This is a genomic window from Streptomyces sp. NBC_00659, assembly GCF_036226925.1.
Classification (GTDB): Bacteria; Actinomycetota; Actinomycetes; order Streptomycetales; family Streptomycetaceae; genus Streptomyces.
On the sequence record NZ_CP109031.1, the window covers coordinates 4,542,800 to 4,554,881 of the forward strand.

General features: G+C 71.5%; 12 protein-coding genes and 1 tRNA gene. 7 read left to right on the forward strand and 6 right to left on the reverse strand.

Annotated elements, in window-relative coordinates; genetic code table 11:
* Positions 1-91 precede the first annotated feature (91 nt).
* The gene (locus OG410_RS19610; protein ID WP_329300384.1) at positions 92-655 is read left to right on the forward strand and encodes a flavin reductase family protein; all 564 of its coding nucleotides are present in this window, start codon (positions 92-94) and stop codon (positions 653-655) included.
* 36 nt (positions 656-691) lie between these two features.
* Here OG410_RS19610 and arfB read toward each other — a convergent pair whose 3' ends face one another.
* A complete protein-coding gene (arfB, locus tag OG410_RS19615) occupies positions 692-1,120 on the reverse strand; it encodes an alternative ribosome rescue aminoacyl-tRNA hydrolase ArfB (protein ID WP_326787036.1) in 429 nt (142 codons plus the stop codon).
* A gap of 193 nt (positions 1,121-1,313) precedes the next feature.
* Here arfB and OG410_RS19620 point away from each other — a divergent pair, with 193 nt between their 5' ends.
* A complete protein-coding gene (locus tag OG410_RS19620; RefSeq protein ID WP_326787035.1) occupies positions 1,314-1,889 on the forward strand; it encodes a TerD family protein in 576 nt (191 codons plus the stop codon).
* Positions 1,890-2,027: 138 nt separating this feature from the next.
* Here OG410_RS19620 and OG410_RS19625 read toward each other — a convergent pair whose 3' ends face one another.
* Entirely contained in the window at positions 2,028-3,437 is a 1,410-nt protein-coding gene (locus tag OG410_RS19625; protein ID WP_329300385.1) for a M1 family metallopeptidase, read from the reverse strand.
* Between the two features lie 172 nt (positions 3,438-3,609).
* Between OG410_RS19625 and OG410_RS19630 the strand changes: the two genes are divergently transcribed.
* Positions 3,610-4,110, forward strand: a complete 501-nt coding sequence (locus tag OG410_RS19630) for a hypothetical protein (RefSeq protein WP_329300386.1) — start codon at positions 3,610-3,612, stop codon at positions 4,108-4,110.
* 26 nt (positions 4,111-4,136) lie between these two features.
* On the opposite strand, the gene OG410_RS19635 is transcribed toward OG410_RS19630, so the two are convergent.
* Positions 4,137-4,859 (reverse strand): pentapeptide repeat-containing protein, encoded by a 723-nt coding sequence (locus OG410_RS19635; RefSeq protein WP_329300387.1) that lies wholly within the window; start codon positions 4,857-4,859, stop codon positions 4,137-4,139.
* 216 nt (positions 4,860-5,075) lie between these two features.
* Here OG410_RS19635 and OG410_RS19640 point away from each other — a divergent pair, with 216 nt between their 5' ends.
* The 3 genes from OG410_RS19640 to OG410_RS19650 all read left to right on the forward strand — a co-directional run bounded on the left by OG410_RS19640 (position 5,076) and on the right by OG410_RS19650 (position 8,861).
* Positions 5,076-6,242: an NAD(P)-binding protein gene (locus OG410_RS19640; protein ID WP_329300388.1), complete on the forward strand. Its 1,167-nt coding sequence runs from the start codon at positions 5,076-5,078 to the stop codon at positions 6,240-6,242.
* Between the two features lie 58 nt (positions 6,243-6,300).
* Entirely contained in the window at positions 6,301-7,281 is a 981-nt protein-coding gene (locus tag OG410_RS19645; RefSeq protein WP_329300389.1) for a zinc-binding dehydrogenase, read from the forward strand.
* 80 nt (positions 7,282-7,361) lie between these two features.
* Positions 7,362-8,861 carry an MFS transporter gene (locus tag OG410_RS19650; protein ID WP_329300390.1) on the forward strand — a complete coding sequence of 500 codons (1,500 nt, stop codon included), beginning with the start codon at positions 7,362-7,364 and terminating at the stop codon, positions 8,859-8,861.
* Positions 8,862-8,944: 83 nt separating this feature from the next.
* On the opposite strand, the gene OG410_RS19655 is transcribed toward OG410_RS19650, so the two are convergent.
* Both OG410_RS19655 and OG410_RS19660 read right to left on the reverse strand, forming a co-directional pair.
* Positions 8,945-10,351: an NAD(P)/FAD-dependent oxidoreductase gene (locus tag OG410_RS19655; RefSeq protein ID WP_329300391.1), complete on the reverse strand. Its 1,407-nt coding sequence runs from the start codon at positions 10,349-10,351 to the stop codon at positions 8,945-8,947.
* 9 nt (positions 10,352-10,360) lie between these two features.
* The gene (locus tag OG410_RS19660; RefSeq protein WP_329300393.1) at positions 10,361-11,014 is read right to left on the reverse strand and encodes a rhomboid-like protein; all 654 of its coding nucleotides are present in this window, start codon (positions 11,012-11,014) and stop codon (positions 10,361-10,363) included.
* Between the two features lie 147 nt (positions 11,015-11,161).
* Between OG410_RS19660 and OG410_RS19665 the strand changes: the two genes are divergently transcribed.
* Positions 11,162-11,641, forward strand: a complete 480-nt coding sequence (locus OG410_RS19665) for a GNAT family N-acetyltransferase (RefSeq protein WP_329300394.1) — start codon at positions 11,162-11,164, stop codon at positions 11,639-11,641.
* A 156-nt stretch (positions 11,642-11,797) separates the two neighbouring features.
* Here OG410_RS19665 and OG410_RS19670 read toward each other — a convergent pair.
* A tRNA-Thr gene (locus tag OG410_RS19670) sits at positions 11,798-11,871 on the reverse strand.
* Positions 11,872-12,082: the final 211 nt, after the last annotated feature.

Here is a 12,082-nt window from a genome sequence, read left to right on the forward strand (position 1 = left end):
CGACCCGGGCCTCTCTCGGTCCCCGGACCTAGGTCCCGGTTCGGGCCGAGGTCCGATGCGGCGCCCCCGGCGCGGAGACTAGCGTTTCGGCGTGCTCACGACTCCCCCTGCTCCCGCCTCCACCCCGTCCGTGCATGCTGAGGGGGTGAGCAACGACGAGTTCCGCGCCGCCATGACCCGGCTCGCCGCGGGCGTGGTCCTGGTGACCGCGCACGAACCCGCGCTGGCCCCCGACGGGCCGCGCGGCGAGGACATCGGCATGACCGCGACCGCGTTCATGTCCGTCTCCCTCGACCCGCCGCTGGTCCTGGTCAGCCTGCGCGAGGGGTCCCGGATGGACGACCTGCTCGACGAACAGCCGCTGTGGGGCGTCTCCGTGCTCGCGGAGAGCCAGCGCCACATCGCCGGCCGCTTCTCCATGAAGGGCCGCATCAGCGACCGGCTCCTCTTCGAGGACATCCCGTATGTCCGCGGCGAGGCGTCCGGGGCGCTCCTGGTGGGCGGCGCCCTGGCCACCCTGGAGTGCAGCACCGAGCAGCGGATCCCCGCGGGCGACCACACCCTCGTCATCGGCCGCGTCCTGACGGCCCGGGTACCGAGCGCCGACGGCGGGCCCCTGACGTACTTCAAGGGCCGCTACCGGCAGCTCGGCTGAAGCGGCCCGAGCAAGCCGAACGGCTCGGGACGGCCCTCAGCCCCAGTCGCGGCCCGTGCGGCCGCGCTTGGTCTCGGAGCGGGCCTTCTTCTCGCGCAGCCGGCGTTCGTTGATGCCCCGGGGGATACGGGTGGCGCGGCGCGGCCGGGGCGGCGGCGCGGTGGCCTCGGCAAGAAGGGCGGCCAGGCGCACGGCCGCCGTCTCGCGGTTGCGCCACTGGGAGCGGTGCTCGGAGGACCGGACGCTGACGACCCCGTCGACGAGCCGTCCCGCGAGCTTCTCGAGGGCGCGGTCCTTCCACACGGGCGGCAGCGCCTCGGTGTTCGCGAGGTCGAAGCGGAGCTCGACCTGCGAGTCGCTGGTGTTCACGTGCTGCCCGCCCGGCCCGCCGGAGCGCGAGAAACGCCACATGAGCTCGGCCTCGGGCAGGGAGACGGAGCCGCGGATGACATAGGGACCGGACATGTGTTCATGGTCGCCCGCGCGGCCGGTCCGCGTCACGCGATTTTCGGCGTCTCTCCGGGTGAACGAGGGGAGTCCGGGTAAAAAAGGTAAAGACAGACGGAACCTCGGGTACCCCCCTCGGCGTTCATAGGGGTGACGGTAGCTTCGTCCCCAGTACGAAGCCCGTACGTCACGAGGGAAGGGACTCCCAACAATGGCTGTAAGCCTGTCCAAGGGTGGCAACGTCTCGCTGACCAAGGAGGCACCGGGCCTGACCGCCGTCACCGTGGGCCTCGGCTGGGATGTCCGCACCACCACGGGCACCGAGTTCGACCTCGACGCCTCGGCCATCGCGGTCAACCCCCAGGGCAAGGTCTACTCGGACGCCCACTTCGTCTTCTTCAACAACAAGCAGACGCCGGACCAGACCATCGTCCACACCGGTGACAACCGGACGGGTGAGGGCGCGGGCGACGACGAGGCGATCAACGTCAACCTGGCGGGCCTCCCCGCCGACGTCGAGAAGATCGTCTTCCCGGTCTCCATCTACGACGCGGAGACCCGCACGCAGAACTTCGGCCAGGTCCGCAACGCCTACATCCGCATCGTGAACCAGGCCGGCGGCGCCGAGATCGCCCGCTACGACCTCTCCGAGGACGCCGCCACCGAGACCGCCATGGTCTTCGGCGAGCTCTACCGCAACGGCGCGGAGTGGAAGTTCCGCGCGGTCGGCCAGGGCTACGCCTCGGGCCTCTCGGGTATCGCGCAGGACTTCGGCGTCAGCGTCTGACAGCCGCGCGCACGCGCACGATGAGCGAAGCCCCCGGACCGCGGTTCACCCGGGGGCTCCTCTCATGGGGCAGCGCCGTCCGAGCTGTCCGGCGGGCGGGACGCCGGGGCACTCACGGGCGTCGGCCTGCCCGGCGGCTCACGGGTGGGTCGGCTTGCCCTCTCCGTACAGCCAGTTCTTCCAGATCCCGCCGAAGTCCTTGTCCGGCGCGGCCTTCTCGACGTACGCGGTGAACGCGGCCGTGTCCGCGTTCGCGTGACGGCGGGTGGCGGCCCAGCCCTGGACGATGTCGTAGAAGGTGTCGTCGCCCACCAGTTGGCGAATCTTGTGCAGGACCATCGCGCCGCGGTAGTAGACGGGCGGGTCGGAGATCTGCGCGGCACCGGGCGGGTCGGCGGGCGGGAAGGCCCAGATCTCGCTGCTGTCGACCGGTTCGTAGTAGTCGCCCTTGTAGAGGGCGTTGAAGATCTCCTCGGCCGAGTCGCCGTCGTGGTCCTCCTGCCACAGCCACTCCGCGTAGGTGGCGAAGCCCTCGTTGAGCCACATGTCCCGCCAGGACTTCGGGGTGACCGAGTCGCCGAACCACTGGTGGGCCAGTTCGTGGACCAGGGTTCTGGTGTCCGGCGCGCCGGGGAAGACGGGGCGCGTCTGGGTCTCCAGGGCGTAGCCCGCGTCGTCGGCGCGGTCCACGATCGCCCCGGTGGAGGAGAAGGGGTACGGACCGAAGTTGTACTCCGCCCAGTCCATGATCTCGGGGATCTCCCCCAGCACCTTCTCGCTCGCCTGCTTCTGGGTCGGGTCCACCGCCGTGTAGACCGGCAGCCCGTTCTTCGCCGTCGAGCGGGTGACGTCGTAGCTGCCGATCGCGAGCGTCGCCACATAGCTCGCCATCGGTTCCGCGGTGTGCCAGGCGTAGGTCGTCCGGCCGTCCGTGGTCGACTCGCTCGTCAACTCACCGTTGGAAACGGCCTGGAGGCCTTTCGGGACGGTGATCCTGACGTCGTACGACGCCTTGTCGGAGGGGTGGTGGTCGCCGGGGAACCAGGCCATCGACCCCGTGGGCTCCCCGAGGGCGAGGGCGCCGTCGGCCGTGCGCAGCCAGCCCTCCTTGGAGGAGTCGGCATCGGTGATCGTCCGGGGGATCCCGGAGTAGCGGACCGTCGTGCTGAACGTCTCCCCCTTGTCGAGGTCGTCGTGCGGACGCACGGTCAGTTCCTGGCCCGCCCGGTTCCAGCGGGCGCCGCGGCCCTCGACGGTGACGTCGGAGACATCCAGCCCCAGCAGGTCGAGACGGAAGGCGCTGAGGTCCTCCAGGGCCCGCGCGGTGATCTCGGCGGTCCCCGTCAGCCGTTTGTCCCGGGGGTCGTAGGACAGGGTCAGTCCGTAGTGCGTGACGTCGTACCCGCCGTTGCCCATCTTCGGGAAGTACGGGTCGCCGACGCCGGCCGCGCCGGGTTTCCCGTGCACGCCGTCCCCGCCGCAGGCGGTGAGCCCGGCGACGAGCGCGAGAGCCAGGGCAAAGGGGACGGTGACGGAAGATCGGGGCACATCCGCGATCCTAGGCGGCCGCTCCGCCACCTGCGGGGCGGCCGCCGCATCCCTGCGGTCGAACGTCCCTGGACCGTCCGGAAACCGCGCCCCGGTGCCCCCGGTCCGGCCGGAAACCGCCCCCTCCGGCAGACCGGGAAGCGGACGCCGCCCGGCGTGACACCATCACCTCGTGCTCGACATCGGCTACGCCCTCTCCAACCGCTTCCCCGACCCCCCGCAGACCGACTACCGCCGCGCGGACGTCCACGCGCTGCGGCACGACCTGTTCTGCGGGGACGTGTACCTCGCCGACACCAAGACGGACCGGGAGGTGTCCACGGGCTGGGGCTGGGTGCCGGTGCTCGACTTCGCGTGGGCGCTGTGCGACATCGTGGAGCGGCTCGACCGCGACCCGCTGGGCAGCCGGGCCTCCCGCCCCCAGCAGGCGGAGCTGGACTTCACCGAGTCGACCGACCGCATGCTCTTCGAGCGCCGCTTCGGCTGGGTGGACATCGAGGCCGACTGGATGCCGGGCGACGAGGAGCCGCTGACCTTCTCGCACACCGAGTTCCGCCGCGAGGCCCGTGACTTCCTGCACGACCTGCTCGCGGACCTCACCGACCTGCACGAGGACCTCGCCGAGAACCCGGCGATCTGGACGCTCCAGGCCCGCTTCCCCCGCGTCTCCTAGAACCCGGACCGGACAGCCGGCGGGTCTCAGGCCCCCTCCGCGCCGCCGTCCACCCGCACCCCCAGGGCTGCCGCCAGCACCGGTGCCAGGTCCAGGAGCTGGTGGGTGCTGATGACCGCGCCCGCGAGCCGTTCCACGCCCCGCGCGATGTCCAGCTCCGCCGCCGCGCGCAGGTCCACGTCCACGAGGGTGGCCTCGGTGAGGTCCGCTCCCTTCAGGACGCAGTCCACGAACTCCACCCGCTCCAGGCGGGCGCCCCCGAAGTCCGGCTCGACCAGGACACAGCCCTCGAAGACGACGTCCTTCAGTCTCGCCTTGCGCAGATTCAGATAGTCGATCTTCCCGCCGCGCACGACCACCCGCTCCAGGACGGAGCCGTACAACTGCGCCCCGCCGAGGCGGGCGTCGATCAGCTCGACATCGCGCAGGGTCGACTCGGCGAGATCGGTGCCCACACCCCGGATGCCCGTGAGGACCGAGTCCAGCACGCGCGCGTGGTGCAGCCGTGTCTCGTCCAGCGCGCAGCCCGTCAGCGCGCAGTCCATGAAGCGGGCTCCCCCGCCGTCCTGTCCGGCGAAGTCCGCCTCCCGGAACTCCAGCCCGTCGTAGTCGCCGTCCGGCTCCAGTTCCCCACCGTCGTACGGCTCCAGCGCGGGCAGCCGCAGCTCCGGCCGCCGTGCCGCCCTCGGGCCGGCTCCCGGTGCCTTCGCACCCGTCCCGCCGCGTCCGCCCGCCACTCTCCTCGCCATGCCCCCATCCTGCCCGCCGCCACTGACAACGGGCGCCGGCCCCCGAGAACGCCCCGCATGTCACATCACGTCGGCCTGCGGAAACGCACGGCATGTCACATCACGGGCCCGCGTCACGTCGTACACACGGAAAGCCCTGTCGTCAGAGCACCGCCGGAAGCGCGGGCGCAGGTCGGCCGACACCGAGCAGACACCGAGCAGAGGAGACCTCCAGCCATGTACCGCATCACCGTCATCGGCGGCGGCTTCGCCGGACTCACCGCCGCCGTCACCGCCGCCGAGGCGGGCGCCGAGGTCACCGTGTACGAAGCTCACCACACGCTCGGCGGGCGGGCCCGGACCGCCGAGGGGCCGTACCGGACGAACGAGGGACCGCACGCCCTCTACAGCGCGGGCCCGCACTGGACCTGGCTCCATCAGCGGGACCTGATCGGAGCGCTCGCCCCGATCCCGCCCCTGGAGGCGGCCCGGCTGCGCCTGCGGCACCGGGGCGTGCTGCGCCGCACCCCGCCGTTCGCGATGCTGAAGCTGCTGCGGCGCTCCTGCCAGCGGGCTCCGTCGGACGTCGACTTCATGACCTGGGCGAGGGGACAGGCCGGAGAGGAGGGCGCGCGGGCCGCGGCTCACTATGCGGCGGTCGTCCTCTTCCACCACGATCCCGGTTCGCTGTCGGCGGCGTTCGTGCAGGAGCGGCTGCGCCGGGCCATGAAGGTGCCGACGGAGGTGCACTGCCCCCGGGGCGGCTGGGCCGGCGTCATCGACCGGATGGCGGGGCGGGCGTGGAACCTCGGCGTGCGGATGGAGACGCTGGCCCGGGTGGACGCCGTCCCCGAGGGCGGGGGCCCGGTCGTCGTCGCCACCTCGCTGGCCTCGGCCCGCCGTCTGCTCAAGGACGACTCGCTGACCTGGCCGAGCGGCCGTACGGCCCTGGTCGACCTGGCGCTGCGGAGCCGTCGCGGGGACGCGTTCGCCGTCTCCGACCTGGACGCGCCGGGCTGGATCGAGCGCTTCACCGCCCGGGACCGCACCCTCGCCCCGGCCGGTGAGCAGCTCCTCCAGGGACAGTTCCCGATCGCCCCGGGGGAGTCCGGGGCACACGGCGCCGCCCGTGCCGAGCAGCTCCTCGACCTCGCCTTCCAGGGCTGGCGCGAGCGCGTCACCTGGCGGCGTACGAGCGTCGCGAACGGCCGTACGGGCGCGGTCGACCTGCCCGGCACGACCTGGCGGGACCGTCCGCGCATCGACCGGGGCGACGGCGTCTACCTCGTGGGTGACCAGGTAGCGGCTCCCGGGGTGCTCTCGGAGGTGTCCTTCAACAGCGCGATGGAGGCCGTGTCGCTGGCCCTGGGCCTCCGGGAGCGCCTTGACCTCAAGCGAGCTTGAGGTTGAACAGTGGTGAGGGTCTGACCGGTCGATCCCGCCGATTCCGAGGAGCCCCCCGATGTACGCGATCCGACTGCACGCCTTCGGTCCCGCCGAGAATCTCGTCCACGAACGGACGGAGGACCCCGAGCCGGGACCCGGCCAGGTGCGGATCGCCGTGGCCGCCGCGGGCGTCCACCTCCTGGACACCGCCCTGCGCGCGGGCATGCGGGGCGGCCCGGCCCCCCAGCCCGTCCTGCCGACCGTCCCCGGCCGTGAGGTCGCCGGAACCGTCGAGTCCCTCGGTGAGGGCGTCGCCGGGCTCTGGCTCGGCAGACGCGTCGTCGCCCACCTCGGTTTCGCCCCCGGGGGCTACGCCGAGCTGGCGGTCACGGACGTCGAGCGCCTCCACGACATTCCCGGGAATCTCGACTTCGCGCAGGCCGTCGCCATGATCGGGACGGGCCGTACGGCCATGGGGATCGCGCAGTTCGCCGAGTTCGGCCCCGCCTCCGTGGTCGTCGTGCCCGCGGCGGCGGGCGGCATCGGCACGCTCCTCGTGCAGTACGCCCACCACGCTGGCGCGACCGTGGTGGGCCTCGCGGGCGGCCCCGAGAAGGTGGCGCTGGCCCGCGCGAACGGCGCCGATCCGGCCGTCGACTACACCGATCCCGGCTGGCCGGGGAAGGTCCGCGCGCAGCTCGGCGGCCGGGCGGCGACCGTCGTGCTCGACGGCGTCGGCGGTGACGTGGCCCGGGAGGCCGTCGGGCTGCTCGGCCCCGGCGGCCGGCACATCGTCTTCGGCTGGTCCGGCGCGGGCCTGCGCGGCGGCTCCCCGTACCTCGTGGAAGGGGTGTCCGAGCAGGTGCTCGGCCCCGTGATGATGCGCAGGGCGGGCGGACCCGACCCCGTGCGGACCCTGGAGCTACGGGCCCTGGCCGAGGCCGCGGCCGGCCGCCTGGTTCCGGCCGTGACCCGTTTCCCCCTCGCCGAGGCGGCCGCGGCGCACCGGGCCCTGGAGAACAGGGCGACGATCGGAAAGGTGGTGCTGGAACCATGACCACGAGCCGGTGGAACGCACCCCATGAGGCGAAATCGTCCAAAGATGCGACCCATTCCGTTCCATGGTCTTCTGGGCGAATGAGTGTCACCCGGACAGGTGAACCAGAAGCGCCCGTGGGTCCCGACCCGCATCGCTGGTGGGCGCTGGTGATCATCGCGCTGGCCCAGCTCATGGTCGTGCTGGACGCGACGATCGTGAACATCGCCCTTCCGTCCGCGCAGCACGATCTCGGCATATCCGACGGCGACCGGCAGTGGGTCATCACGGCCTACACGCTGGCCTTCGGCGGGCTGCTGCTGCTCGGCGGCCGGGTCGCCGACCTCGTCGGACGCAAACGCACCTTCGTCATCGGGCTGATCGGCTTCGCGGTGGCGTCGGGCATCGGCGGCGCGGCGACCACGTCCGGCATGCTGTTCGGCGCCCGCGCCCTCCAGGGCGCCTTCGCCGCCCTGCTCGCGCCCTCGGCGCTGTCCCTGCTGACCACGACCTTCACCGACCCGAAGGAACGCGGAAAGGCGTTCGGTGTCTACGGAGCGCTGGCGGGCTCCGGCGCGGCCATCGGGTTCATCCTGGGCGGCCTGCTGACGGAGTACCTGAACTGGCGCTGGTGTCTGTACGTCAACATCCCCATCGCGGTCATCGCGGTCTTCGGCGCGTTCGGACTGCTGCGCGACCGGCCCGGCCACAAGAACGTCCGCCTGGACGTGCCCGGCGCGGTGCTGGGCTGCGGCGGACTGGTGGCGATCGTGTACGGGGTCAGCGAGGCGGAGTCGCACGGCTGGTCGTCCCCGCTGGTGTTGGGTCTGATCGCGGGCGGGGTCGCGCTGCTGGTCGCGTTCGTGTGGTGGCAGAACAGGGCGCCGAGCCCGCTCCTGCCGCTGCACATCGTCAAGGACCGCAACCGCGCCGGCTGCTTCCTGACGATGGGGCTCGCCGTCATCGGCATGTTCGGCGTGTTCCTGTTCATGACCTACTACCTCCAGGTCGTCCTCGGATACTCGCCGGTGAAGACCGGTCTGGCGTTCCTGCCGCTGACCGTCGCGATCATCATCGGTTCGACGCAGATCTCGGCGCGGCTGCTGCCCCGTGTGGCGCCGCGCGTGCTGATGGTCCCGGGCATGATCCTCGCGGCCGGCGGCATGCTGTTCTTCACCCAGCTCACCGTCGACTCCGCCTACGCCACCGAGCTGCTGCCGGGGCTGCTCCTGCTGGGCCTCGGCATGGGCCTGACCTTCATGCCGGTCTTCGCCACCGCGACCGCGGGGGTCGCCCCGCAGGACGCGGGCGTCACCTCGGCGACGGTCAACACCTCGCAGCAGGTGGGCGGTTCGATCGGCACGGCGCTGCTGAACACCATCGCCACCACCGCGAGCGCGACCTACATCGCCGCCCATCTCCGCGATCCCTCGCAGCGGGAGCTGATCACCCGGGAGGGCGTCGTCCACGGGTACACCGTGGCCATCTGGTGGGCCGTCGGCATCATGCTGCTGGCCGGTCTGGTCGCGGGGCTCATGGTCACGGCCAAGGCCCCCAGGCAAGCGCCGTCGGACGCGGCGGTCGCGGAATCGGTGGGCTGACCCCGGCCCCCCCGGACGGTGTGGCCCCGGGCCGCGGGGAGCCGGCGGCCCGGGGCCGAACCGGCACCGGCACCGGCACCGGGTCAGTGGCGCCCCGCCACCCGGTCGGCGATCCGGGCCAGCCGGGACGACTCCGGGCTGTGGGTGGTCCCCTCACGGCGGTCGGCCGTGCGGTAGGTCGCGTACATGCCGTGGACGCCGATCCAGCGGAAGGGCTCCGGTTCCCACTTGCGGACCTTGTGGCCGACCCAGGGCAGGGCGGTCAGCTCGGTCGCGCCCGCCTGGCCGGAGTCCTGCCGCACGAGGTCGCGCAGGGTGCGGGCGGCGAGGTTGGTGGTGGCGACGCCTGAGCCGACGTAGCCGCCGGCCCAGCCGAGGCCCGTCGAGCGGTCCAGGGTGACGGTGGCGCACCAGTCGCGCGGGACTCCCAGAACGCCCGACCAGGCGTGGGAGACCTGAACGCCGGTCAGCGACGGGAAGAGTCGGACGAGGATCTCGTACAGGGCGTCGATGGTCGCCTGCTGAGTGCGGCCGTCGTTGTCGGTGCGCGAGCCGAAGCGGTACGGGACGCCGCGGCCGCCGAGCGCGATCCGGCCGTCGGCGGTGCGCTGGGCGTACATGTACGCGTGGGCCATGTCGCCGAGCGTCTCGCGGCCCTCCCAGCCGATCTCCGCCCACTGGCCGGCGGTCAGCGGCTCCGTCGCGATCATCGAGGAGTTCATCGGCAGCCAGGTCCGCTTCTGGCCCTTGAGGTTCGCGGTGAAGCCCTCGGTGCAGCGCAGGATGTACGGGGCGCGGACGGTGCCGTACGGGGTCACCGCGTGCTGCGGGCGGATCTCGGTCACCGGCGTCTGCTCGTGGATGGTGACGCCGAGCGCCTCCACGGCGGCGGCGAGGCCCTTGACCAGCTTCACCGGGTGCAGCCGGGCCCCGTGCGGGGTCCAGGTCGAGCCGACCGCGTCCGCGACCCGGATCCGCTCGGCGGTCTCCTTCGCTCCGTACAGCTCGCGGTCCTTCTCGCCGAACGACAGCTCGTGCGCGTGGAAGGCCTTGAGCCGCGCGAGCTGGGCGGGCGTGTAGGCCACTTCCAGGACGCCGCCCTGGTGGATGTCGGCCTCGATGCCTTCGTCGGCGGCCACCCGGACGACCTCGTCCACGGTGTCGTTCATGGCCTGCTGGAGCCGTACGGCCGCCTCCTGGCCGTGCAGCCTCGCGTACCGGTCGCGGCCCGCGATGCCGTTGTAGAGCCAGCCGCCGTTGCGCCCGGAGGCGCCGTAGCCGCAGAACTTCTGCTCCAGGACGGTGACGCGCAGGAAGGGGGCCGCCTTCTTCAGGTAGTACGCGGTCCACAGTCCCGTGTAGCCGCCGCCGACCACGACGACGTCGGCGGTCGCGTCGCCGGGCAGCGGCTCCCGGGGTGCGGGCAGGCCGTCGTCCGCGTACCAGAAGGAGATGCCACCGTTCACGACCTTGCTCGCCGAGCTGCTCATGGCGGGACGCTAACTCCGGGGGGCGCCGGCTGTCTCCTTCGGATTCCGTGCTTTTCCGCGCCCTCTGGTCAGCGGATAACAGGCGAGTCCGATGAGAACGGAGGTGAAATGCCCGAGATCGGTGAAGGTCCTCTCCATCATGAAGGGAATCCCGTACGCCGCCAGGACCGCCACCAGATACGCGTATCGCCAGGGCGTGGCGATCCGGTAGGTGAGCACGCCGACCACCCCCGCCAGGGCGTAGCTCACCCCGACATCGAGGGTGTCGACCGCGGAGTGCGGTGCCACGCCGTGCTTGATCGCCCAGAGCAGCGCACCCTCGCTGACCAGCGTCGACAGGACATGCGCGGCCGTGTTGACCGCCAGCCAGCGAGCGGTTCCCAGCCAGCGTTCGGCGGGCGCCTGGAAGACGGTGTAGAGAACGGCGTACGGAATCCAGTGCCCGCCGTCGATCCACATCGCGCTCGCGAACAGCACCCGCACCGGGTTGTCCGACAGCTCGTGGATGTTCGTCGAGCGCTGCCGCAGGAAGTCCTCTTCGAAATCCGAGGACATGTGGTGCAGGGCCACGGTGGTGACGAAGAGAATCGTCAGCCAGATGTACGTGCCCGGCGCCCCGCGCACGTACATCCACACCCTGTGGAAGAACCGTTCACCCCGCATGGCCTGATTCACCCATGCCCGCGGTGTCCCCGACGCGATCGACATTCCGGACGAGCCGACCGCGTCACGGGAGCGCCCGGCACGACGGCGGACCACGACGGCGGACCCGACCCGTGCGAGCGGCCGCGGGGGCCCTAATCTCGGCCCATGATCCGTACCGCCACCCTCGACGACATCCCCGTCGTCCACGCCCTGGTCCGTGAACTCGCCGAGTACGAGAAGGCCCTGGAGGAGGCACGGGCGACGCCGGAGCAGCTCCGCGAGGCACTGTTCGGAACGAATCCGGCCGCGTACGCGCACATCGCGGAGGACGACGTGACGGGCGAGCCGGTCGGCTTCTCCCTGTGGTTCCTGAACTTCTCGACCTGGCGCGGTGTCCACGGCATCTACCTGGAGGACCTGTACGTACGCCCGACGGCACGCGGCGGCGGCCACGGCAAGGCGCTGCTCACGGAACTCGCGCGGATCTGCGTCGAGCGCGGCTACCAGCGCCTGGAGTGGTCCGTCCTGAACTGGAACCGGCCCGCGATCGACTTCTACGAGTCGCTCCGCGCGCGCCCGCAGGACGAGTGGACGGTGTACCGGCTGACGGACGACGCGCTGGAAACCCTCGGAAAGGGCGACTGAGAAGCAAGCGGCAGCGCCATCGCGCTACTGGGACTCGTGAACGAGCACGCCGCTACGGAGCCGAATTGTCGACGATCTCGGCGATCTCCACGAACTCGACGACTGGCGCGACGCAAAAGCCCAGCTCGGACGACGTCCGAGCTGGGCTTGAAGCGGAGCCCCCTGTCGGATTCGAACCGACGACCTACGCATTACAAGTGCGTTGCTCTGGCCATCTGAGCTAAGGAGGCATGCCGCGCGCGTGGGGCGTGCGTGCCCGTGCAGTGTACCCAGGTCGCCGCGGGGAGCCGTCGGGAGTTTCCGCGAACTTCACCGGTCCCGGGGTGCTGACAGAACACATGAACGCCAGGTAGCGTCCTGACCCGGTTCACTCATGTGGACTACACCACTATGGGTGTTTCCGTAGTGGTTCACCACCTTTACAACGGATCGTCCGGCACG